The sequence below is a fragment of the Vibrio sp. 1F253 genome, from assembly GCF_041439295.1.
GTDB lineage: Bacteria > Pseudomonadota > Gammaproteobacteria > Enterobacterales > Vibrionaceae > Vibrio > Vibrio tasmaniensis_A.
On sequence record NZ_JBGONU010000026.1, the window covers coordinates 43,566 to 67,407 of the forward strand.

18 protein-coding genes are annotated in these 23,842 nt (G+C 45.0%); 7 read left to right on the top strand and 11 right to left on the bottom strand.

The window, feature by feature from the left end:
* Position 1 precedes the first annotated feature (1 nt).
* The 3 genes from ACED28_RS13970 to ACED28_RS13980 all read left to right on the top strand — a co-directional run bounded on the left by ACED28_RS13970 (position 2) and on the right by ACED28_RS13980 (position 1,610).
* Positions 2 to 448 carry a response regulator gene (locus tag ACED28_RS13970; protein ID WP_123301381.1) on the top strand — a complete coding sequence of 149 codons (447 nt, stop codon included), beginning with the start codon at positions 2 to 4 and terminating at the stop codon, positions 446 to 448.
* Entirely contained in the window at positions 441 to 986 is a 546-nt protein-coding gene (locus ACED28_RS13975; protein ID WP_371710100.1) for a hypothetical protein, read from the top strand. Before ACED28_RS13970 ends, ACED28_RS13975 begins: the two co-directional genes overlap by 8 nt.
* A 66-nt stretch (positions 987 to 1,052) precedes the next feature.
* Positions 1,053 to 1,610: an alpha/beta hydrolase gene (locus ACED28_RS13980; RefSeq protein WP_371710111.1), complete on the top strand. Its 558-nt coding sequence runs from the start codon at positions 1,053 to 1,055 to the stop codon at positions 1,608 to 1,610.
* Positions 1,611 to 1,681: 71 nt separating this feature from the next.
* Here the strand turns inward: ACED28_RS13980 and pheT are convergent, their stop codons facing one another.
* From pheT to ACED28_RS14020, 8 genes are all read right to left on the bottom strand, one after another.
* On the bottom strand, positions 1,682 to 4,084 hold the full coding sequence (pheT, locus tag ACED28_RS13985) for a phenylalanine--tRNA ligase subunit beta (RefSeq protein WP_371710101.1): 2,403 nt from the start codon (positions 4,082 to 4,084) through the stop codon (positions 1,682 to 1,684).
* Between the two features lie 18 nt (positions 4,085 to 4,102).
* Positions 4,103 to 5,086, bottom strand: a complete 984-nt coding sequence (gene pheS / locus ACED28_RS13990; protein WP_004734764.1) for a phenylalanine--tRNA ligase subunit alpha — start codon at positions 5,084 to 5,086, stop codon at positions 4,103 to 4,105.
* A gap of 356 nt (positions 5,087 to 5,442) precedes the next feature.
* On the bottom strand, positions 5,443 to 6,552 hold the full coding sequence (locus ACED28_RS13995; protein WP_371710102.1) for a GGDEF domain-containing protein: 1,110 nt from the start codon (positions 6,550 to 6,552) through the stop codon (positions 5,443 to 5,445).
* A gap of 272 nt (positions 6,553 to 6,824) precedes the next feature.
* Positions 6,825 to 8,057, bottom strand: a complete 1,233-nt coding sequence (locus ACED28_RS14000; protein ID WP_371710103.1) for a hypothetical protein — start codon at positions 8,055 to 8,057, stop codon at positions 6,825 to 6,827.
* Positions 8,058 to 8,066: 9 nt separating this feature from the next.
* On the bottom strand, positions 8,067 to 8,858 hold the full coding sequence (locus tag ACED28_RS14005; RefSeq protein WP_371710104.1) for an outer membrane lipoprotein-sorting protein: 792 nt from the start codon (positions 8,856 to 8,858) through the stop codon (positions 8,067 to 8,069).
* 44 nt (positions 8,859 to 8,902) lie between these two features.
* Positions 8,903 to 11,473: an RND family transporter gene (locus ACED28_RS14010; RefSeq protein ID WP_371710105.1), complete on the bottom strand. Its 2,571-nt coding sequence runs from the start codon at positions 11,471 to 11,473 to the stop codon at positions 8,903 to 8,905.
* 111 nt (positions 11,474 to 11,584) lie between these two features.
* A complete protein-coding gene (locus ACED28_RS14015; RefSeq protein ID WP_371710106.1) occupies positions 11,585 to 12,370 on the bottom strand; it encodes a TetR/AcrR family transcriptional regulator in 786 nt (261 codons plus the stop codon).
* 269 nt (positions 12,371 to 12,639) lie between these two features.
* Positions 12,640 to 12,795: a hypothetical protein gene (locus ACED28_RS14020; protein ID WP_371710107.1), complete on the bottom strand. Its 156-nt coding sequence runs from the start codon at positions 12,793 to 12,795 to the stop codon at positions 12,640 to 12,642.
* Positions 12,796 to 13,002: 207 nt separating this feature from the next.
* Between ACED28_RS14020 and ACED28_RS14025 the strand changes: the two genes are divergently transcribed.
* Together ACED28_RS14025 and ACED28_RS14030 are read left to right on the top strand one after the other, a co-directional pair.
* Entirely contained in the window at positions 13,003 to 13,788 is a 786-nt protein-coding gene (locus tag ACED28_RS14025; RefSeq protein WP_371692867.1) for a hypothetical protein, read from the top strand.
* Positions 13,709 to 14,485 carry a hypothetical protein gene (locus ACED28_RS14030; protein WP_102249803.1) on the top strand — a complete coding sequence of 259 codons (777 nt, stop codon included), beginning with the start codon at positions 13,709 to 13,711 and terminating at the stop codon, positions 14,483 to 14,485. Before ACED28_RS14025 ends, ACED28_RS14030 begins: the two co-directional genes overlap by 80 nt.
* Positions 14,486 to 14,824: 339 nt before the next feature.
* Here ACED28_RS14030 and ACED28_RS14035 read toward each other — a convergent pair whose 3' ends face one another.
* The 3 genes from ACED28_RS14035 to ACED28_RS14045 all read right to left on the bottom strand — a co-directional run bounded on the left by ACED28_RS14035 (position 14,825) and on the right by ACED28_RS14045 (position 21,086).
* Positions 14,825 to 15,319, bottom strand: coding sequence for an outer membrane beta-barrel protein (locus tag ACED28_RS14035; RefSeq protein ID WP_009847008.1), 495 nt, complete (start codon positions 15,317 to 15,319; stop codon positions 14,825 to 14,827).
* Between the two features lie 143 nt (positions 15,320 to 15,462).
* The gene (hrpA, locus tag ACED28_RS14040; protein ID WP_371710108.1) at positions 15,463 to 19,545 is read right to left on the bottom strand and encodes an ATP-dependent RNA helicase HrpA; all 4,083 of its coding nucleotides are present in this window, start codon (positions 19,543 to 19,545) and stop codon (positions 15,463 to 15,465) included.
* 227 nt (positions 19,546 to 19,772) lie between these two features.
* The gene (locus tag ACED28_RS14045; protein ID WP_371710109.1) at positions 19,773 to 21,086 is read right to left on the bottom strand and encodes a MipA/OmpV family protein; all 1,314 of its coding nucleotides are present in this window, start codon (positions 21,084 to 21,086) and stop codon (positions 19,773 to 19,775) included.
* 81 nt (positions 21,087 to 21,167) lie between these two features.
* On the opposite strand from ACED28_RS14045, the gene ACED28_RS14050 reads away from it, so the two are divergent.
* The gene (locus ACED28_RS14050; RefSeq protein ID WP_017101161.1) at positions 21,168 to 21,653 is read left to right on the top strand and encodes a hypothetical protein; all 486 of its coding nucleotides are present in this window, start codon (positions 21,168 to 21,170) and stop codon (positions 21,651 to 21,653) included.
* Positions 21,654 to 21,677: 24 nt separating this feature from the next.
* Positions 21,678 to 23,723: an alkaline phosphatase family protein gene (locus ACED28_RS14055; RefSeq protein WP_371710110.1), complete on the top strand. Its 2,046-nt coding sequence runs from the start codon at positions 21,678 to 21,680 to the stop codon at positions 23,721 to 23,723.
* Positions 23,724 to 23,842: the final 119 nt, after the last annotated feature.

Genomic DNA, 23,842 nt, shown 5'->3' on the forward strand with positions numbered 1-23,842 from the left:
CGTGAGTAAAACAAAAGTACTTATAGTAGAAGACAACCCGGTTAAGTTGGATTCTATAATCGATGCAATAGATTGTTATAGCTTCGATATCAAGACTGTAGTAACACCTGCAGACGCAATAGCTGACTTGCGTGAAAATAGCTATGATTTGTTTATACTTGATATGAGTTTACCTAGCTATGAAGAAGAAAAAAATTCAATTGGTTCATTATCAGGTAAACATATCCTTCAAACAATGAAGCACAAAAGAATATCAGTACCTACTGTGATAATTACACAATGGGATGTATTCGGTCACCATGATGACACAGTGGCTCTTGATACACTCAAAGATGAACTATTGAAAAAGTTCTCCAAAAACCTTCATGATGTAATCTTTTGGGATAAGTCCGATGAATCATGGGAAGAACAACTACGCAATGTCTTAGGGAAAATCATTAATGATTGATTTTTTAATTGTTGAAGATTCTAATGAAAAACTTATAAAGATTAGAGACTTATTACTATCAATTAATTCGAACTTCCACATTAAACATGTTGGAAATTGTGATGATGCAATGCAAGAAATGCTAAAAAGGCGTTATGCTTTCGTCATCTTAGATATCCAAATACCCAATACCGAAAGTGATAAAGTAAAAAACCCAGAGGGTGGTGTAGAGCTTTTGCGTTGGATAAAACATAAGCAGAAAAGAAAAAAAATATCTCCACCAAAGAATATTATAGTTTTAACCGAGTACCCTAATCTGAAAGATAAGTATACTGACGAAAACCAAGGTTATCGAGTCTTCACTTATCTTTATAGTTCATCAGATTTAACATGGAAAACAAAAATTACTGACTATGTAGAAGAATATCAACTAACGACATCAGATAAAACACTTCCTAAGAATGATACTAAAATAGTATTCTCTGTGCATGGTATTAATACACATGGAGAGTGGCAAGATAACTTCGATCAGTACATCAAAACTAATCAGTGTGAGTAGACTCACCTCTTATATGATTATCAGTATTTCCCTGTAACTAGCTTTCTATATCCTCCAAGAAGACACATAGAAGTAGAGCGGTTAACAAGAGAATTTCAACTTATTGCACGTACATACCCAAACGCAAAAGTACAATTAGTCGGTCATAGCTTCGGCACATATTTAATTGCAGAAGCGTTGCGAAAAATCCCGAATGAACACGCACCCACTTTTGATAAGGTTGTCTTAAATGGTTCTGTTCTCAAAAGTGGTTACAATTGGTCTGATATAGTGACAAAGCATGGTATTACTAAAATAGTTAATAATTGTGCACTGAATGACAAAGCACTTTTAGCTAGTCAAGCATTGGCAGTTGGTTTAGGTATGGCTGGCAGGGAAGGATTTAAAGGAAGTCTAGCAGGCATAATGGCCAATAGATTTTATAAAGGAGGACATAGTGCATGTTTGTCAACAGATCAGTTTTTGGAGTGGTTTAATCTTTTCGAACGATCCGAAATTACACAAGCTGATTATAGAGGAACGGTAAAAATAAGAACGGCAATAAAAAACACTCTAATTACGTTAATGCCTATGTTCATTCCTATTTCGATTTTGGCTTTGTTATTGTGGTTATTTAACTCTTAACACTATAGGTTACTTAGTCAAAAAAGGCCTCGCAATGCGAGGCCTTTGGTTTTTCTATCTATCAGAAGAGATTAGTCGCGAAGTGCTGCGCCGAATTTCTCTGAGATTGAAGCTACGATTGCATCTACTGAACCAGCGATGTCTGCATCTTCAAGTGTGCGCTCTACAGACTGTAGGCTAAGTGCGATTGCTAGGCTCTTCTTACCTTCTTCAACGCCTTGACCAACGTATACGTCGAACAGTTTAGCGCCTGTTAGGAATTCGCCACCCGCTGCGATACACGCTTCTACGATGTCGCCAGAAGCGACTGCTTCATCAACAACAACGGCGATATCACGACGGTTTGCAGGGAACTTAGATACGGCTACTGCTTCTGGAAGCACGCGAGTATTGATAGCAGCCCATTCGATTTCGAATACGATAGTGCGGCCGTTAAGACCAAACTTACGCTCTAGTTCTGGGTGAACAGTACCAATGATACCCACTTCCCTTTCTGTTTCTAAACCAGCGTCTACTACGATAGCCGCAGTTTGACCTGGGTGAAGTGCTGGGTGCTTCGCTGCTTTGAAGCTGTATGCGATTTCGTTTGCAGAAAGCTCAAGAACTGCTTCTAGGTCACCTTTAAGATCGAAGAAATCTACAGTGTTAGTTGCAATGTCCCAGTGCTCTTCGCCACGAGTACCAGAGATAACGCCCGCAAGCATCATTTCTTGGCGCATGCCGTTTTCAGCAGTTGCTTCAGGGATGAAACGTAGGCCTGATTCGAATAGACGAACGCGAGACTGTTGACGCTTCTGGTTGTGAACAACTGTGTTTAGAAGACCTTGGATTAGGCCAAGACGCATTGCTGACATGTCCGCAGAGATTGGGAATGGCAGGATTAGCGGCTCAACACCAGGTACAACAAGTTTTTGCTGTTCTGGTTCTACGAAGCTGTATGTGATTGCTTCGTGGTAGCCACGGTCTACAAGAAGGTCACGAACGCGCTTAAGCGGTTGGTTAGCTTCTTTGTGGTCATTCATTTTAAGTGCCGCTTTAGGCGCTTGGTTTGGAATGTTATCGTAACCGTAGATACGACCTACTTCTTCAATTAGGTCTTGCTCGATTGCGATATCAAAACGCCAAGATGGAGACGTTGCCGTCCAACCAGCATCAGTGCTTTCAACTTCACAACCTAGGCGAGTAAGAATTTCCACTACGTCTGTAGATGGGATTTCGTGACCTAATAGGCTGTCTAGCTTAGCGCGACGTAGAGCAACTACGTTTGCTTTAGGAAGATCAGCTTCAGATTCGCTGCCGTTTACTGGAGCAACTTCACCACCACAGATTTCAACTAGAAGCTGTGTTGCACGCTCCATTGCTGCTGCTTGTAGCGTTGAATCAACACCACGTTCGAAACGTAGAGAAGAATCTGTGTGAAGGCCGTAAGCACGTGCGCGACCACGGATATGATCCGGTGCGAAGAATGCAGCTTCAAGAAGAACGTCAGTCGTTTCAGTAGTAACACCTGAATCTTGACCGCCAAAGATACCAGCGATTGCTAGTGCTTTGTTGTGGTCAGCGATAACAAGTGTGTTGCTGTTTAGTTCAGCTTCGTTGCCATCTAGAAGTGTTAGCTTTTCGCCCTGCTCTGCTAGACGAACCACGATACCGCCTTCGATCTTAGCTAGATCGAATGCGTGCATTGGTTGGCCTTGCTCTAGCATCACGTAGTTTGTGATGTCTACAACTGGGTCGATTGAACGGATACCACAACGGCGCAGTTTTTCTTGCATCCAGATTGGAGATTCCGCTTTCACGTTTACGTTCTTAACCACACGGCCAAGGTAACGTGGACAAGCATCAGTTGCTTTGATTTCAACAGATACTGTGTCTTCAATGCTTGTTGCAACAGCTTCAACTGTTGGCTCTGTAACGTCTGCGCGGTTTAGTACGCCAACTTCACGAGCAAGGCCACGGATGCTGAAGCAGTCTGCGCGGTTTGCTGTTAGGTCTACGTCGATAGTTACGTCGTTAAGCTCAAGAAGCTCACGTACGTCCATACCTAGTGTTGTGCCTTCTGGCAGCTCAAGGATGCCGTCAGACTCTACGTCGATACCTAGCTCAGAGAAAGAACAAAGCATGCCGTGCGATGGAACGCCACGTAGTTTTGCTTTCTTGATTTTGAAGTCACCAGGAAGTACTGCACCAACTGTTGCTACTGCTACAGTTAGGCCAAGACGACAGTTAGATGCACCACATACGATGTCTAAAAGTTCTTCTTCGCCGATATCAATTTTAGTTACTTGTAGTTTGTCTGCGTCTGGGTGCTGACCGCACTCAACCACTTTACCTACTTTAACGCCGGTGAATTCACCAGCAACAGGTTCTACATCGTCAACTTCCAAACCAGCCATAGTGATTTGGTGAGCTAGCTCTTCGCTGTTAATTGCAGGTTTAACCCACTCGCGTAGCCAAGATTCACTGAATTTCATAGTTTTGACTGCCCCGGATTACTTGAATTGTTTAAGGAAACGAAGGTCGTTCTCGAAGAACGCACGAAGGTCATTTACGCCGTAACGAAGCATCGTTAGACGCTCTACACCCATACCGAATGCAAAACCAGAGTATTTCTCAGGGTCGATGCCAACAGAGCGAAGTACGTTAGGGTGAACCATGCCACAGCCTAGAACTTCTAGCCATTTGCCATCTTTACGTTTCACGTCAACTTCAGCTGAAGGCTCTGTGAACGGGAAGAATGAAGGACGGAAACGCACTTCAACTTCTTCTTCAAAGAAGTTACAAAGGAAATCGTTAAGAATGCCTTTAAGTTGTGCGAAGTTTACGTTCTCATCAACTAACATACCTTCCACTTGGTGGAACATTGGCGTGTGAGTTTGATCGTAGTCGTTACGGTAAACACGACCCGGAGCAATGAAGCGGAATGGCGGTTTGCCGTTTTCCATCGTACGGATTTGAACACCAGAAGTGTGCGTACGTAGCATTAGATCAGGGTTGAAGAAGAAAGTATCGTGATCAGTACGAGCTGGGTGATCGTCTGCGATGTTTAGTGCATCAAAGTTGTGGAATGCATCTTCGATCTCAGGGCCAGACTCAGTGCTAAAGCCAAGCTCACCAAAGAACTGTTCGATACGCTCAACTGTGCGAGTAACTGGGTGAAGACCACCGTTCTCAATGCGACGACCTGGTAGGCTCACATCGATAGTTTCTTCAGCTAGTTTCGCTTCAAGCTCTGCACGTTGTAGTGCGTCTTTGCGAGCTGCGATCGCTTGTTGAACAGCACCTTTCGCTTTGTTGATCTCTTGACCAGCAGTGCGACGCTCTTCAGGTGGAAGTTTACCTAGGCTTTGTAGTTGAAGAGTTAGTTCACCCTTCTTACCTAAATACTGAACTCGCACTTCATCAAGTGCGACTAACGAATCTGCTGTATCAATAGCAGTCGTTGCATTAGCAATGATCTCTTCTAGATGTTGCATCATTTCCTCATCTACCAGTTGGTAGTGTCCGTATCGGATGATTAGTTTTTTTAGATAGCTACACATAGTAATCAAACACGCTACCAATGCCAAATTGAATCGCTAAAAGAGCTAGTTATTGACTAAAAACACGGCAAATTTAACAGGATATTAATGAGGAATAGGAAGAAGTGGAACAAATACCGGTTCCACTTGTTTATTTTAAAGTGAGTCGCACTCAAAAACTAAAGTGAACTAGGTTCTAGAATTAAAGCGAATAGCGCTCAAAAAATAAAGTGAGTAGCGCTCAAAGACTAAAGCGAGCGGTGTTCTAGATCTGAAGTGCACGGTACCCTCGATCTCGAGTGAACCGAGCTCTAAATCTGAATCGAACAAACGCTATTTTTGCCTGCGTTTTTCGCTAAATAAACGGACTCATCGGCGGCTTTAACCAACTCATTCATGGACTCGAATTCTTGGGTTATTTCGGCTACACCGACACTAATACTGCCAATCCAAACTTGATTACTGGTTTCAACCTCTAATTCAGACACTTTCTGTCGAGCGGTTTCCGCTATGTACATCCCACCTTTAAGGTCGGTGTCTGGGCAGATAACCAAGAACTCATCGCCACCTAACCGGCAAACAATATCATCATTACGGAACGTGTTTTTCAGTTCACGCGAGAGGGTTTTTAGCACCAAGTCGCCTGCATCATGACCGCTAGTGTCATTAATGCGCTTGAAGTGGTCGGCATCAATCATAATGCACACTAAAGGCATGCCAAGTTCTTTAGAGTCTTGCCAATGCAGCGCTAACTGTTTAAAAGCACTACGACGGTTATGCAAATTAGTGAGAGAGTCGGTTAATGACAGCTCTTCAAGTCTCTTGTTCGCTCTTTTTAATTCAGCCGTGCGTTCCTCAACTTTATCTTCGAGTAACTGGTTGAAGCGTAACAACTGCTTATTGCGTTCAGAGACTTGTTCAAATAAGCCTTTAAGAGCCGCCAACAAAGGCACAGTCGAAGAGTCTTGCTGCTTTTCCTCCGCTTCAAAGGCTTGCAGAGGTGTCGCGCCCTCTTCTATGGCGGTCATTTGTCGCGCCATGTTTTGATCAATGCCAAGGATGTGATAAGCAAGCCAATGGATCAAGAAATCCAGTAACTGCCGTGCTGACGACTGATCTTCTTCCAAGATGAAGGCTTGCATACTGTAGATATCTCGCATGAATACACGATGCACTTTGATGTGCTCTTCAATGTGTAACTCATACACACCGCAATCCCTCATCAAAGATTCTTCCTCTTTAAAGTGAAATTCGGCATAGCGTGTGAGATCGAGTAAAGCGACGTTAATGTCGTCAATAGAGATAGTATTCTCTGACAACAGGTTTCCGTAGTGGTTGATAAAACCAACAAGGTATTGATGTTGTTCGTCTACGACGCCAATGCCTGTTTCAAAGTTATTATCCCAATTAAATGAATTCATAAATCCCTTAGGGCCGATACCACCAGCATGCTTCACATGCATATTCGGAGGTTATAGATACTGGAAAAATATAACCATTTTACCTGTAGGTTTATTCGATTGTTTGATCCACTTTATAAAAAGACGACTTTGAACATTCTAAATATGGCTCATCTTAAATTTGAGACGTCCCCCTTAAGAAGAACGCCTCACGAAACCAATGTTAGCTTTTCGGGAAATGCCAATTTTTTTGGAAATGCTAAATGGTTGGAAATACTAACTTTTTGTAAAGACTAAAAATAATATTCCAACGCCAGTTCAACAAAATCATCCTTACGAGCGAAGAACAACAAGTCTTCTGGGGTTTCGTTCTCAAACAACCAAGCGTTTAATCGCCACTTGAGATTGTTGTTGATGCGGCTTGAAGCTTCGAGCTTCGCGCTGTAGACATCGCTGTTATCTAAGTCTTGAGTAATGCCTGTAAGCACTTCGGTGCCGTCTTCATCATTCAAGGCGAAACGCGCCCCGAGGAACACATCGTTTTGGCCAATGGTTTGAGCATTGTTGCCTCGGCTGTCATACAAGTATTCGGCAATAAAACCGATGTCCCAATAGGATTCAAGCGCCCCAACCCATGTGTATTCAAAGCCTGTTACCACGCCAGTGTGGTTGTCGTAGCTATCGCGATAAATGCTTTCTAGCTTCCATAACCAGTCACCCATAATACCTTGTACATCGAGTCCGAAGTGCTGCATTTGCGCGTAATACGGCTTGAGTTCATTGCCTTCTACACGGTAATAAGGGTCGCGGTTTGTACCACCTAGATAACTTAAACCGACATCCCAATCGTCGTACATTTGGCTATAACGCAATGCCACATCGACGTGCTTTTCTTCTCTCGACGATTCGTAAAGCGCATCATCCGATACAGGTACAGTTGGCCTTAATCGACCATCTTCCCCTGCAAAGGTACGCTCACGAAAATACGGCAGTAACATGGCATCGATGGTTCCCCAGTCTTTGATTGAGGTAAAGTGGACCATTGGCTGACCTAACTTCGACTCACCATCGACCGATTCAATGGCATCGGTTTGGTTTACCACATCCACCAAATGCGCTGATTCGGTCACGCCCCAAAACACCTTGCCGACTCCTGCGCGCAGTTCATAATCGTCCCAATAATTGAGATACAGAGCTTCACGAACGTCGCCATGGGTGCGCTCATCATCTTCACTGTCTAGACGGTAAAACGGCGTGAAGGTAAAGCTGTCATTGCCCTCTTGTTGCTCCCAATAAAACTCTGGTTGCAACACCAGTGAGCTTTGCCCTTTATCTTGCCCTTGCAAGCCGTTGCTAAAGAACTGCCTGTGTTCGAGGTTAACCTGCCCTGCGAGTTCCGGGGTGACCTGTTCTACGAACTCAGAGCTAAAACCTGCCGCCACACATGGCAACGACACTTGCATTAGCCCGACTGTCGCCGCCAAGGTTAAAGATAACTGCGTTCCTGTTAACACAATCCTTTTCATATTCTTGCCTTACTTTGCACGTTTAAGTGTGTTTTTTTGAAAATCCTTGTCCTTAAGACCGGTCTGGAAGGCTAAATCTGTCGTGGTTAATACCGTACTTTTGCCTGTTTGGTGGTTTTGCATCGACATGGTGTGTGCGCGCCAGTATTGGTTTAGGTATTGTTTGTAGTCTTGGAACGAGAGGGTTTTCAGCAATGCGCCTTTACGGTCGTAAAACTCCACTTGAACTGGGCGGTAATATTGTTGGTCTAGCCATACCTTTTGCATGGTGTAGCCAGAGTTTTTATCGGTCGGTACTTGCTCTAATACAAAGGTATCCACGCCTTCAATTTTGGCGTCTTCAATGTAGTTGAAGGTGTGCTTTCCTAACTCAAACGAGCTCAAATCTTCGTAAGCAAATTCGCTGCCCATAAACGGGCCTGATTTATTGCGTGAAGAGATACGCTTTACACGCTTCAATGCAGGTAGATACAACCATTGGTCATCCGATTTAGTGATGTGTGAATGGTTTAAGAAAGCCGTGCCTTTTACGTCGCGAGGCTCATCAAAAATGGTCAGCCCTTTATCACCATCGTCATCGACTTCCAAAGATTTCAATCGCATTAGGCGTGTGCTGCTTTCGCCCTGTTTGTTGCGAAGTAGCATTTCCATGGTTGCGACAGAATCACCCCACCCCATATCAACGGTTTTACGTTGCTCGGCAATCTCTAGGCCTTTCGCAGGGTCGGCTAATGCAGGGAAAGCTAATACCGCGCCCATACTAAATAATGTAGTAACGAATGTTTGTTCAACGCTTTTCATAAATTTCTCCTTGAGTCAGCCCACCGCTGTAGGCTGACGATTCCTTATTTGGTCGAAGTAGTCAGTTCGGCTGTTGGGCTAGGCTGCGACTTGGTGTCTGGCTTTGATCCGTGCTGAGTTTTAACTGCATAGTGAGCCTGTTTATCGAAGATCATCAGCAAGCTCGGTAGCAAGATGAAGTCGACCACCAGTGCAATGAAAATCACAATCGCGCTGAGCAAGCCCATGTCGGAATTGAGCCTGAAGCTCGACATCGCCAATACAGAGAAACCCGCCACAAGCACGACTGTGGTGATCCACAGTGCGCGGCCAACAGTGTGGAAGGCGTAACGAACGGCTTCTTCTGCTGATTTCCCTTCCATTCTGGCGCGTTGGTATTTACTCAAAAAGTGCACTGCATCATCGACAACGATACCCAGTGTGAGCGTGACCACGACTGACAAACCCAAGTTGATTTCACCAGAGATCAACGCCCACAAACCAAAGCCAATAATCGCCGGGGCAATGTTTGGTACTAGGCTGATCACACCCAAGCGAACCGAGCGCAGTGCGAAGATCATCAAGCCAGATATGAGTACTAAGGTAATAGGCAGAGTTGATAGCATGCTCGCCATGTTGGTTTCGCCAATGTGTGCAAACATCAATGACGGGCTCGACGCGACCACTTCATATTGCGGCGCATTAGCGGCAAACCATGAGTAGATGCGTTCTTCGAGTTCCACCAATTCCACGCTGCCTAGGTTGTCGACCGTGAGTACCATTTTAATTGACGATTTATCGACGTTGATTTGGTTGTTCAAGTCCAAACCGTACGGCAGAGACATCTCGTAAAGCAGTAGGTATTGCGCGGCAAGTTCTCGGTTTAGTGGGAGTTGGTAGTAACTGTCATCATCGCCGTGCATGTTCTTATTCAAACGCATGTAAACATCGGAAAGCGTGGCCACATGGTCGGTTTCTGGTTGAACGCGTAGCCACTCAGTAAAGTCGCCAATCGCTTGTAAGAACACAGGATCAGCAATCGCTTGAGATTCGTTGGTTTTGACCGCAATACTAATGGTGGTCATGCCGCTTACAGTCTCTTCCATGAAGTCGGCCGCTTGTCTGAATTCGCTTGAGGTATCGAAATACTTCACCGATTCATCATTCACTTTGTTGAGTGGGGTTAACGCGGCTGCGCCAACAATCACTAGAGTCGAAATAGGCAGCAGAGCATTACGGTTCGCTACGACAAAATCACCCAGCTTATCCATGAAAGTCACTTTGCTTTCTGCTGCCCCTTTTCCTTGCGTAGATAAGCTGGCTGGTAGAGTTTTAACTGGCAAGAGCTTTAACAGCGCAGGAAGCATGGTCACAGAGAGGAAACACGCGATGATCACGCCCAATGCCGACAAGTTACCGAAGTCTCGTAATACGGGAGAATCCGACATGTTCATCATCAAGAAACCAATCGCGGTGGTCACAGAAGTAATTAAGATCGGCATCGCATTAAGCTTGATGCTGTATTGAATGGCTTGTGCTTTCTCCATCCCGCGCTGCATCGCTTGTCTCATGGTCACAATCACGTGAACACAATCGGCAACGGCAAGAGTTAACACTAAGGTTGGAACGTTAACCGTTGCGGTGCTGAGGAACATCCCTGCCCAGCCAGACAAACCCATGGTCGCGACAATCGAGGAGATAATCACAACTAAGGTAGCCACCACACTAAAGAACGAGCGCAACATAAAGGTGAGGAACACCAACACCACCAACAGCATTAACGGCACGAGCGTTGAGCTGTCTTCTTGGGCCGACATCATAAACGCGTTGTTCATGGCAATGATGCCCGCTTTATGGAATTCGACATTCGGATAATCGGCTTGGTACTTACCAATCATGGTGTTGATGGCCGCGATCACTTCTTGCACTTCAGCAGTTTTATCCACTTCGGGCAATTGCACGGTGACGTTAACAATCGTCACATCACCAGAGGCCGACACCAATGCGTTCTTGAGCAGTGGTTCGTTGAGCGCGATCTGTTTTACTTTGGCGATTCGCTCTGGTGTGTGCTCATATTCTTCGTACAGCAAGTCTTCCACCAAGAGGTCGTCTTCAACCGCTTCGGTATGCTGATAATTGGCAAGCGAATCGACACGGCTTGAGTACGGGATCTGCCACGCATCGACCGTGAGGTTTTGAATTAAGGTAAGGGTTTCTGGGGTGAAGACATTGCCATCTTCAGGTGCAACAACAATCGCGAGGTTGTCGGTTTTTGCAAAGGTAGTTTGGATCTCGTCAAACGCCATCAACTGTTTGTTGGTGCCTTCAAAGAAAATGTTGTAGTCCCCTCTAAAGTAGAGGTTCTTCGCCCCTAATGCAGAGAGAATGATGATTGAAAACACCACCAGCAAAACGATAAACGAACGCTTGGTCGGTATTGAGTGCCAACTGTTATCTAGATTATGAGCCTGTTGACCTGAGTTGGACGATTGACTAGTTGAATCAGGGTTACTCATTAAATCTGAGCTATTAGCTAAATTGGGCTTCTGGCTGTCATGTTCCATCACAGTCTCCATTTGTGACGATTCGTCATAGTTGTGTCTTAAAAAGCCAGCCGGAGCTGACAAAAGACACAATTCTTAGTCATACACTCAAGAAAACCAAAACCACACTAGGCAAACTTAAGTTTATGACGAATCGTCACTAATGGTTATTAATAAACCCACACGAGTGGGCTTAATGGAAGATTATCGACCTACTGACTCTAGGTAAGCGACTTCTTCACTGAACAGTTCTTGTTCTACACGGCGCCAGGTTTTGCGGTAATCCCAATCGCTAGAAAGGGGCTGCCAATTTAGGCCGTCTAGTAGCATGTTCGCGTTATGTAATACTGAATACGGGTCTTGTAACCGCTTGATACAATGACTGTTTGATGCGTTCTGAGACAAGGCATTTGAACCAAATGCGATTGACCAGTTAGCAAACACGATGGCATCTGAACCCACACCAGAAGAGAACTTAAGGTCACCGGCTTCTACTGCTCGGTTTACCATTGAATCGGCTTGTTCAATCACCAACTCTTCCAGTTCATTCATCTCGGTTACACGTGCACTAGACGCTTTCTCTAGTACCCACGGGCTTTTCGCCATGATCGCACAGGTTGATAATACCGGTTCCATGCGAGCATAGATTCGGTAAGCAACGTGCAGTGCGACAATCTTTTCACGTGTGTTGCCTTCAAACTCTCCAGAACGAGCAAACATCAATGCCTCGGTCTTTAAAGAGTGAATACACAAGGCTAAAACCACGTCTTCTTTGCTGCAAAAGTGATTGTATATCGTACCTTTAGAATAAGAACTTGCTGCCGTTAGCCTATCCATCGTGAGGTTTCCGAACCCTTGTTCTCGAACCAGATCTTTTGCTAACAACAACAATTCTACTTCTCGGTCTGCTATAGACTGCTGCTTTTTAGACAACACGCCTTTGCAACCAAAGATACCTTGTTTATCGCCTTTACAACCAAAGCCAAACATAATTTCTCAGTCCGTATTTGAGCTTAGCTATCATCTAAGCTTCGCCAGTATTTAAAATGCTCCTATCCAATATATTAACACGAATAGTAAATTCATGTAGCTAACCATTTTGTGACGTTTCGTCATTTCTGACTTATCGTCATAATAGCGCAAATATTGATCATATCCAGGTGTTTCATAAAATTAAATTCACTTTATGAATAGATGAGAAAACCATCAATAATCACATCGCGTTACTCACCAGCCTGCCGTCATTAACTGGCATAGCATCAGTTAACCAACATAAGATCAATAACCGACACAGCATCACTAACCAACGCGGCATCACTAACCAACGCAACATCACTAACCAACGCAGAAAGAAGCGCCTTAGTTTGGCGAAACCAATACAAGCCCATTACGCTGTCTTCATCTAAATAGAGCATGATGGTTTAGGACAGTCAGCTATTCGAGCCGAATGGAGGGGTACGTAAACCACGAGAATGAGTGAGTTCAGGTTCACTTTTTGGTGCAGACCTCTCCTTATGGTTAATATTTGGCTTACTAATGCCGTTTTCTACTAAGTTGCTATAAATTAGGTAAGGGGTGACTTACAATAGTGACAACGACTTACCTTTTTTGAGAACACGATATTGAGCGCCAAATATTCTTATTTAGCTTGGCAAGTGAATACTTCTAGCCCAGCAGAAAAGCTTGTTTTATTGATGCTTGCAGACGGTGCTGACGAATTCGGCTACACCAATGTGTGCTTACAAACAGCAGGTCAACTTTGTGCTCTCTCTACGTTTGGTTTAGCCGACTGCCTTAAGTGTTTAGTCGACCAAGGTTTTCTCGATAAGATAAAAGTAGATTATCGAGATCAAAAAGAGATTCACGTTTTCAAAATGCTCATTGAGCAAGAGCAAGCTACGGCGCACGTTGAGGTTCAACCGACCAACAGTATTCCTGTCTACTCTACGGCACCTGCACCTGCACCTGCACCTGCACCTGCACCCAAGTTTCAGCCTGCTCCGGCACCGATGCAACACATGCAGCATGCCCCTCGCCCACAAGGCCGAGGCTCAATGAACAGCAACACCGTCTCTACTCATGATCTCAACGAAGAAGAGATACCATCATGGGCAGAACGTGCGTTTAAATTCTCCGGTTTGACCGGTGACCATAGTTTAGTATGGAAGAAATTTGTCCTCTGGTATAAAGCCAAAGCCAATGAATTAATGCCACTATCTCGGATTGAATCCAAGCTGCAGTACTGGCTAGTTAACGAGAAGCAAAATGAAAGACAACAACAGCAGAAGACCTCTCAATATTCAGGAAATGCAGGACAAGCTCAAGGAAATGGGTATAGACAAAAGCTTAGCCCATCTGAACGCTTCAGGCAGCAGCTCATTCAAAAAGGCAAAAAGCCAACCTTCTGAGCCAGCTTCACCTGTTGTTCCTGACTCTACAGGCTCAATAATACCTGAAGTTATTGAAGCACAGAGCACTGAAGTAGCGACACCCAATGCTGCTAGCACGGGTTCGTCTCAACAAGTGCCTGTTGTTGACCAAGATCCAGCAGAATTAGAGCTGACCGATTGGTGTATCCATGTTTTCGGTTCTTTCTTGAGCGTGTACGAAACTCAGTGGGAATACCAATACGGTAGTGAACCAAGCGGTAAGTTTCTTGAGTTTGCCCACTCTGTTGACTCAGACGGCCTTAACCGCGTGCTAATGCACTGTCATGAACGTATTCAACTTGGCAACAGTTGGCCGCCGCAAATGGGTGAGCTTTGGATTCTAAAGGATTCATTAACAGAAGAAGAGCTGCTTGATAGCCGCATTCGTGTGTTGTCACGCACAGCTGTTAACAACATTGAAAAGTGGCTTATCCAAAACAAGCTGTACGACTTGAAACGCACCGCTGAAAACAAGCTTGATGGCCTGTTTAAGAAGTACTATTTGGAAGCAAAACGTTTAGATGAGAAAGGCATGCTAGAAACTGAATTACCGCAGTTCCTCCTTGCTGCTAACTCCGTAAAGAACCTAAACGATTTAAAACGTGAAGAGTACGAAAGCCAACACGGCAAAGCGATTAACCCAAGAATTCAGAAAATTCTAAACAGTAAAAAGTAGCCTTCGGGTCTACGGTCTACGGTCTACGGTCTACGGTCTACGGTCAGAAAATACCGTCAAGATTACCCGGTCAATAGATACAAAAATGCCAGCTATCAAGCTGGCATTTTTTATGAGTTTTTATACCAATCACAGTAAGTAAATGATCATAAATAGCGCCGAAAAAAGGCTTGAGAACAAGGCAGCAATTTTTGATAAGTAGTTATTCTACAATCAAAATTTCTAACGAAGTTATCGAGCGTTTTAACTAGCTAGGATGAACAGTTATTTACTACGATTGGTATTATAAACCCATCAAACAATTATCCGACCGCTATTTACGATCGCCTTACTGATTAATTACAGTAGGTGGATAGTTGCGTTTAGAGAGAAAACGCCTGAGTCGTCATCTTTCATGTTGAAGTTTTGGTAGCTAGCGCCTACAGATAGTGGGCCAAAGATGAAGTATTCTGCGCCTACACCGTACATGATATCAACTTCGTCTTGCTTGAAGCCGTTCGCTTTAAGCTCGTAAGAGTGAAGACCACCCTTCGCGTATACGTGAAGAGGACCAAAGTCGATGCTTGGTTTGATTGCTAGGTAAGTTGTGCTTGCGTCTAGTTTAGTCAGTGTTTGGTTGCCGTATTTAACACTGTCGAAAGAACCTAGATCCCAGTAACCCGCTTCAACACCAATAAATGGAAGGATGCCCGTACCCACGTGGATACCCATCGCTGTCTCTTCTTGATTACCTAATGAGTTTTGACCACCCATTGCGCCGCCGTACAACCAAGAATCAGCCATCGCTGTTGAAGATGCACCTAGCAGTGCTAGAGCCAATAACGTTTTTTTCATATTCGACCTTTTTCGTCCTGTTGGCAGGCCTTGCGTGGTAATGAATTGCCACCAAGTCGCCCTGTATGTAATAACTATTCAATTAGTAATGCAATAAGCAAGATTTATACCCAAACCTTGCCATTGCGTCTAGCTTTATTCGTTTAGCAAGCATCAATCGCGTTTTTAACACGCTTATCTGATACTGGGTAAGGTGTACCGAGTTGCTGTGCGAAGAAGCTTACACGAAGCTCTTCTATCATCCAACGCACCTCTTTTACATTTTCTGGAACCGCGATCCCTTTTGGAATTTTATTCAGCAGCTCTTTGTAATCATTCATTATAGAGTCCACTTTGATCATATGAAGGCGATCTTTATTCGGGTCAATCGGCAGTTTTTCCATTCGGCGCTCTATCGCTTTCATATAGCGTAGAATATCCGGCAAGCGTTTCCAGCCGCATTCTGTGGCAAACCCCTTAAAAATCAAACCTTCTATTTGAGCTTTAATGTCTGAAAGCGCAAATGCCATTGAAAGATCGACACGCCCTTTCAGCTTCTTACTGATGGCGAATGCCGTGGTTAAGATGGTTTCAACCTGTTGAGCAATCTCAACAACTGTGTCATCTAACTCTGCACGTACGTGTTCTTTTAGAGCTTCAAACTGCTCTGGCTCCCAAACTATGCCGCCCTTCTGCTCAATCAGCTTATCAATACCACAAGCGATACAGTCATCGATAAGATCGAGCACCTGTCCGTATGGGTTGAAGTACAAACCGAGCTTAGATTTGTTCGGTAAATTCGAGTGCAAGTATTTGATCGGCGATGGTACGTTCAACAGAATTAAACGACGCTGACCCGATTTCATTGCAGTGATCTGCTCTTGTTCTGTTTCGAACAATTTGATCTCTACGCTGTCTTTGGTGTCCACCAGTGCTGGGAAGGCTTTAACATCATAGCCACCACGTTTCTGTTGGTAGACTTTTGGTAACTCACCAAAGCTCCACGTATGCAGGTTTTGCTGCTCGATGTCATCGTCTGCCACTTTAGAAAGTGTTTCTTGAACCTTGTCTTTCAGGCTCTCTTTCAACTCATGCAGGTCTTTCTGCTCTTTCAGTTTGCGCTTGCGATGATCCACAGCACGGAATGTTACCTTTAAGTGCTCTGGAATCTGGTCTAACTTCCAGTCATCACGTACCACTTCCACACCGGTCATGCGGCGCAGCTCTTTCTCAAGGGAATCCAATAGTGGAGCTTCAAGCGGCGTAACACGAGCCAAGAACGCATCAGCGTAGTTTGGCGCAGGCACAAAGTTACGGCGTAGCGTTTTTGGTAACGACTTAATTAGGCTAATCACCAGTTCCTGACGTAGGCCTGGGATCTGCCAATCAAAACCGTTCTGGTCTATTTGGTTCAAGATAGGCAGCGGAATGTGTACCGTTACACCATCGTTGTCGTCGCCCGGCTCAAATTGGTAGCTCAGCTTCAGCTTGATACCATTTTGATGCCAGAAGTTCGGGTAATCCAAATCAGTAACGTGGCTAGCATCGCCTCGGAACAGCATCGACTTTTCAAAGTTAAGCAGTTCCGGTGTTTTCTGGCTGGTCTTCTTCCACCATGTATCGAAGTGACGGCCTGAAACTGCCTCTTCACCCACACGTTGGTCATAGAAGTCGAACAGTTCATCATCGTCGATCAAGATGTCACGACGACGCGATTTATGTTCTAGCTCTTCCACTTCTTGTAGAAGCTTACGGTTTTGTTTGAAGAAGGCATGTTTAGTTTCCCACTCACCTTCAACAAGTGCGCTACGTACAAACAGCTCACGGCTGACGGTTGCGTCAATCGCACCATAGTTCACTAAACGTTTCGGGATGATTGGGATTCCGTAAAGCATCACTTTTTCGTGAGCCATTACCGCCGCTTGTTTCTTCGACCAATGTGGTTCGCTGTAGCTGCGTTTAATCAAGTGTTTCGCTAATGGCTCAATCCATTCAGGCTGAATTTTGGCGATAACACGGCCCCAAAGTTTTGAGGTCTCCACAAGCTCAGCAGACATGATCCACTTAGGCTGTTTCTTAAATAGGCCTGACGCAGGGAAGATATGGAAGCGTGCGTTACGAGCACCTTGATATTCATTCTTCTCTTGGTCTTTCATACCAATGTGCGAAAGCAGACCTGATAGCAGTGACATGTGAATGCCATCGTAGCTGCCCGGTTCTGTATTCAGCTTGGTATCTAATTCACGCATCGCTTGGTGAATTTGGAAATACACATCTTGCCATTCACGGATACGTAAATAGTTCAGGTAATCTTGCTTACACTGTTTGCGGAACTGGTTACTCGACAGCTCTTTTTGTTGCTGCTTAACGTAATCCCAAAGGTTCACAAACGTGATGAAATCTGACTCTTTGTCGAAGAAGCGCTTGTGCTTATCGTCAGACGATTGTTGCTTGTCTGATGGACGCTCACGCGGGTCTTGAATCGACAATGCAGAGGCAATCACCATTACTTCGTGCAAACAGCGGTTGCTTGGCGCTTCAATCACCATACGCGCTAAACGTGGATCAATCGGTAGCTTAGCGAGCTTACGACCAATCGCGGTTAGCTTCTTCTTGTCGTCGCCATGGTTCTTGTTTTTGTTCGCTGACGGTTCAACGGTCGCGATCGCACCGAGCTCTTCAAGCAGCCTTACACCATCTTGAATATTGCGCTTATCGGGCGCTTCAACAAATGGGAATGCTTGAATGTCGCCTAGGCCTAACGCTGTCATCTGAAGGATAACCGATGCTAGGTTAGTACGAAGAATCTCAGGGTCAGTAAACTCTGGGCGTGATTCAAAATCTTCCTCAGAGTACAGGCGAATACAGATACCTTCAGCAACACGACCACAACGACCTTTACGCTGGTTAGCACTCGCTTGAGACACTGGCTCAATCGGTAGGCGCTGTACTTTGGTACGGTAGCTGTAACGGCTGATACGCGCCGTACCCGGGTCGATGACATACTTAATACCCGGAACGGTTAACGAGGTTTCTGCCACGTTGGTCGCCAGAACGATGCGTCGACCAGTATGAGACTGGAAGATACGGTTCTGTTCACCCGCAGAAAGGCGTGCGTAAAGCGGAACAATTTCGGTATCACGCAAGTTACGTTTACTTAAAGAGTCCGCGGTATCACGAATCTCACGCTCACCGTTCATGAAGATCAAGATATCGCCTTGGCCTTCATCACACAGCTCATCCACCGCTTCAAAGATACCTTCGATTTGATCGCGGTCTGAATCACTGTCATCACCACCTAGTGGGCGGTAACGCGTATCTACTGGGTAAGTACGGCCTGACACTTCAATGATCGGCGCGTTGTCAAAGTGCTTCGAGAAACGCTCAGGATCGATAGTCGCCGACGTGATAATCACTTTCAAGTCAGGACGCTTTGGTAGAAGCTCTCTCAAGTAACCCATGATGAAGTCGATGTTCAGGCTACGTTCGTGCGCTTCATCGATAATGATGGTGTCGTACTGGCTTAAGAAACGGTCGTGTTGAATTTCCGCCAGTAGAATACCGTCGGTCATCAATTTGATTTGGGTGTTTTCAGAAATTTGGTCGTTGAATCGAACCTTGTAACCAACGAATTCACCCAACTGCGTTTCCATCTCTTCCGCAATACGGTTTGCAACCGAACGCGCCGCAAGACGACGAGGCTGAGTATGACCAATTAGGCCAAAACGACCTCGGCCAAGCTCAGAACAGATCTTGGGTAACTGAGTAGTTTTACCCGACCCCGTTTCACCCGCCACGATAACTACTTGGTTTTCAGCAATGGCTTTCGCAATATCATCGCGCTTTTGGCTTACTGGGAGAATCTCTGGGTATTCGATGGTTGGTTTCTGCGCAGCACGCTGAGTTGCCGTCATCATTGACTTGGCAATATCTAACGCAATCTCATCGAAGACAGCATGCTTAGATTGTTCGTTCTTGATTTTACTCGCGCCAGTAATTCGCTTACTCAAACGGAAGCGATCACGCATCATACATTCGTGGAGCGCTTTACGAAGAGATACTGGGCTATTCTGAGATGATTTTGTCTTTGTCGCTGACTGTTCAGCTTTCTTGGCATTTGCTTGTTCAGCATTTAATTGTTTAGCAGGTCGGTTCGATGCAGGCTTATTTGATTTCGCTTCGTTCTGTGGAGAACTTGGCTGTGCTGCATTCTTGTTGTTATCTGCTTTTTCCGGAGACGAAGTCAAAGCGTGTCCTATTCTTGTACTTATTAAACTCGCGCGATTATATCACAAGTCTCAAACAAAAAAGCCTGACAACAAAGGGAAAACCTTTTGCTATCAAGCTGATTAGTCACTCTCACGTTAGTAAAAGCGATGGAAGCGTGACGAACGCAAACCGAATGTTTTAAAAATCACAGTTAAAAACTAAACGCTAAAAACGCCTGTTATAAACTGCCTGCTAAAAACCGCGCTTAAAACTCGTACTGTAGATAAACCGTATTGTAGTTACTGCCGCCTTTGATTCGACCAAACTGAGAGGCGTTTTCAAAAATAGCAGAACGGTGATGCAACGAATAGCCGAACCATAAGTTGTTCAGGTCATTCTTACTCATTAAGTCACCTACGTTTACATCGACCGAAAAGTCGAGGTAATTAAGCAAATGGCTCCCGTTATAACCTTTCTCTTTCATCTCTTTCGCTTCGATGTAAGTCAGCGAATCGATGTAAGACATACCTTCTGCCACACCAACACGCCATTGAGTTGGCCAGTCGAAAGTGTAATACGCTTTAATTGCGACAATGTATTCGGTGCTGCTTGACTGAACATCTGAACTCCAGTGATGCGCGATACCTGGCGTTAAGTAGATGTCCAATGGGAAACCGAAGATCTCATCGGTTAACGGGTGACCATAGAAGAAGGAGGTCAACTGATTGTTGTATTCGTCTTTCTCCCTGTTGAACTTCATGATGTCGCCAATATTCGATGGCGTCGCCCAGCCGTGTGCAACACGTAAATACGGCGCATTGCTCAGCTTAGGTTTTGGCGCTTTGGTTTTATCATTGAAAAAGCCAAAACCAAGGTAAAGTTCGCCTTGATAACGGTCTTCAACAATCGACGAATCGTAAGCGTTGTCATCCAGTCGAGTCACACTGGTTGAACCCAATAAGTATAAGTTCGAAACCACATGGTAACGCGCTTCTACACCGACATTCAGGTCCACACCTGCGCCGATGGTTTCATTGGCTGCTGAGTAATACTCGCTGTTGAAATCCGCACTTTTATAGCGCAGTGTCGCACGCGGAGTGAACTCCCAGTCTCCGGTTTCATACTTAGCTTTCGCACGTAAGTTACCGTGGAAGTTGTATTCACTGTCACTCATAAACTCTGTCTCAAGAGTCCATTGTTCATCCAGTTGATACGTTAACTGGGCACCGAAGTCCGCTGTATCGCCTTCAATAGCGTTCTGTTCAGAAGCTGGAATGTCAATAAAGCGCATGCGAGAGATAGCATTAAGAGACCATTTCTCGTCATCGGGTTGATAAAGGTAAGCACCCATCTCAGTTCCATCAATGAACACATAGTCGTTCTTGAAAAATAGCATTGGAACAAAAGAGCTAACCGTTTGGTCGCCACCTGACGTGTCGTAAGGAATACTTGCCGTACGAAACATTGCAACGATGCCCCACTCTTGCTCTTCAGCGGCCCACGCATTCGTACTTAGGAAAACGCTACTGACGAAAACAACGCCCGACGAAGCGAGAGTCGGTAAATATTTGAGCTTCATTCTTATGTAATTACTCTTTGTAATAAATTTTGTGTTACTGAATAGACATTTATTAGCCATAACGGCTAACTAATTTTAGGTTTGAGCGGCATTGACCGTTACAATGTAGAATATTCTCGGTTAAATGAAAGCATTGTGAAAGTCTCCGAATTACAAAACATTATAGATCACTTACCCAAAGATTCCGATCCGGATATTGTTATTGGTGAGGCATGGTTGCCCGAGCGTTTGGTGAATACCAACCTAGACGGCGACATGCTATTTCTTGAGTTCGACAATGCCCCAGAAGACAATCAAGGGGATGAGGAAGGCCGTGGTTTTGTTGAACACGAAATTGCTATGATTCGTGAAAAACTGGAGCAAGTGTTAGACGACACATCCGATACCAAGACCAAAGCCGATGCCCTATTGGCAATATTTCTAATGGGTCATGAACTTTCTAGCTCGGAAGTTATCGAACTCCTTGAAGCAGATGGTTCTGAAACACCTGAGTCTGAAATGATCGCGCCTGACATAACAGAGCCTGAAACGAACAAGCTCGAAACAAAACAACACCACGACGACTAGCCACCAACGATTTTAGGTACCGTATTGAAACCCTCTACGACATCATCTCTTCCCCTGTTACTCGCCGGACCCATTTTAAGAAAAACGACTGCAACTGAAGTCGTACTTTGGTTAGCCACCAGCTCGCCTCTGACAGGCAGAGCCGAACTTCATACTCAAGAAATAGACGATTCTGAAGCAGCACAAGACCAGCCGTTTTATACCTCATCGCTTGAAGATCATGATTCGATTCAAATCGGTACACATGCGTGGGTAACGCTCATCCGCTTACAAGGTGAGTTCCCGACGAATACACCTCTAGAGTATGACGTTCACACAGAGTCAGGCTCATTAAAAGAGCTCGCACCTCACCTTGTTTACAACGGTAAATCTCGCGTTGAGTTTAAGATATCGACCTCGGCTGATTACATTCTTCATGGCTCTTGCCGTAATCCACATCATCCAAGCAAAGACAGCCTAGTCGCAGCAGATAACAAGATGGCCGATCAAACCGTCGCTGAAAGACCCGATATGCTGATGATGAGCGGCGATCAGATCTACGCTGACCATGTGGCAGGCCCAACACTTGATGCTATTCAGCAAGTGATTCAATTGCTTGGCCTAGTGGGAGAGAGCTTACCGACTGACTCGCAAGTTAACCGAATCAACAGCAGTGACGCCTTGTTTGAGAGCGAATATCACTTATATCAACGTGATAAGTACTTGCCACACCACACCACTTCAGAATCCATGCTCGATAAGTTCTTCCCGAATCGTGGCGTACCGATTTTTAGCTCTACCGATTGTGAAAACCACTTGGTCACGCTGTCTGAGTTTATCGCGATGTACCTGTTAGTTTGGTCGCCGACACTGTGGCAGTGTGTCAATCGAGAGCGCTTAATTGAGAATAACTTCACTCAAGGTGGACGCCAATTAACACCGACTGAGCAGCAACAGTGGCGTGATGAAAGCGTCATCATGGATGATTTCATTGCTGGCTTACCGCAAGTACAACGTCTGTTCGCACATATCCCTACGTACATGATCTTTGATGATCACGATGTGACCGATGATTGGAACCTTACCGTGGGTTGGGAACATGCCGTAGACCAAAACCAGTTCGCAACTCAAGTCATTGGTAACGGCCTTGCGGCCTACTGGATGTGTCAGGGCTGGGGTAATAAACCGGAGAGCTTCGACGAGACATTCATCGAGCAAGCAAAACAGCTTTTTATCGATCAACAGCGCGTTCTTAAACAAACGCATGACGTTGAACAAACGGACAACCTTAAACAAACGAACAGTGAAACCGGCGATGCCGCGACTACTCACTCTGTTAGCGACATCGAGCCAAACAAGCATCGAGCCTTCATTGAGATGTTGAGTCGCTTTGAGGAGTGGCATTACACAATAGATACTTCACCCAAAGTCATTGTGTTGGATACCCGAACCCGTCGCTGGCGTTCGGAATCTCGTATGAATAAACCTTCAGGTTTGATGGACTGGGAGGCCTTGATTGAATTTCAACATCAATTGATGCATCAAGATAAAGTCGTGATCGTTTCAGCTGCACCGATGTTTGGCGTGAAGTTTATTGAAACATTGCAAAAGATGGCGACTACAATTGGTAAGCCATTGGTGATTGACGCTGAAAACTGGATGGCACATCCGGGCAGTGCCAATACGCTGATCAGTATCTTTACCCATACCAAAACACCGACCAATTTCGTGGTGCTTTCGGGCGATGTTCACTACTCCTTTGCTTACGATATCAAGCTTAGATACCGCCGAAATAGCCCGAACATTTATCAAATCACCTGTAGTGGCATTAAAAATCAATTCCCAGCGCCGCTGCTTAAATTCTGTGATGTGTGGGACCGCCTGTTATACAGTCCTCGCTCAGTTTTGAACTATTTCACCAAGCGAAAGCGCTTAAAGATCGAGAAGCGGAGCCCAGACAATCAAACCTTCTATCGCCTTTCAAACCGAAGTGCGATTGGTGAATTAAGGCTAGATGAGGATGGTAAACCACTGTCGATCACAACACTTAGTGGTGACGGTAAAACCACCCGCTTTCCTGAACCTTACTAGGGCGTGTTGACCTTTCGAGCTAATTTTTGCAGCGAGTTGCTGGGTATTTATACAAGGCAGAGGCTTCGATGTGTAGCTAGCCTACATGAGAAGCCGATAACGTAGTAGAAATGACCAGC

What these genes read in the sequence shown, in the direction of transcription:
- ACED28_RS13975 (WP_371710100.1), top strand. Translation starts at nt 441, where the DNA reads ATGATTGATTTTTTAATTGTTGAAGATTCTAATGAAAAACTTATAAAG.
- pheT (WP_371710101.1), bottom strand. Translation starts at nt 4,084, where the DNA reads ATGAAATTCAGTGAATCTTGGCTACGCGAGTGGGTTAAACCTGCAATT.
- pheS (WP_004734764.1), bottom strand. Translation starts at nt 5,086, where the DNA reads ATGCAACATCTAGAAGAGATCATTGCTAATGCAACGACTGCTATTGAT.
- ACED28_RS13995 (WP_371710102.1), bottom strand. Translation starts at nt 6,552, where the DNA reads ATGAATTCATTTAATTGGGATAATAACTTTGAAACAGGCATTGGCGTC.
- ACED28_RS14000 (WP_371710103.1), bottom strand. Translation starts at nt 8,057, where the DNA reads ATGAAAAGGATTGTGTTAACAGGAACGCAGTTATCTTTAACCTTGGCG.
- ACED28_RS14005 (WP_371710104.1), bottom strand. Translation starts at nt 8,858, where the DNA reads ATGAAAAGCGTTGAACAAACATTCGTTACTACATTATTTAGTATGGGC.
- ACED28_RS14015 (WP_371710106.1), bottom strand. Translation starts at nt 12,370, where the DNA reads ATGTTTGGCTTTGGTTGTAAAGGCGATAAACAAGGTATCTTTGGTTGC.
- ACED28_RS14020 (WP_371710107.1), bottom strand. Translation starts at nt 12,795, where the DNA reads ATGCTCTATTTAGATGAAGACAGCGTAATGGGCTTGTATTGGTTTCGC.
- ACED28_RS14030 (WP_102249803.1), top strand. Translation starts at nt 13,709, where the DNA reads ATGGGTATAGACAAAAGCTTAGCCCATCTGAACGCTTCAGGCAGCAGC.
- ACED28_RS14035 (WP_009847008.1), bottom strand. Translation starts at nt 15,319, where the DNA reads ATGAAAAAAACGTTATTGGCTCTAGCACTGCTAGGTGCATCTTCAACA.
- ACED28_RS14045 (WP_371710109.1), bottom strand. Translation starts at nt 21,086, where the DNA reads ATGAAGCTCAAATATTTACCGACTCTCGCTTCGTCGGGCGTTGTTTTC.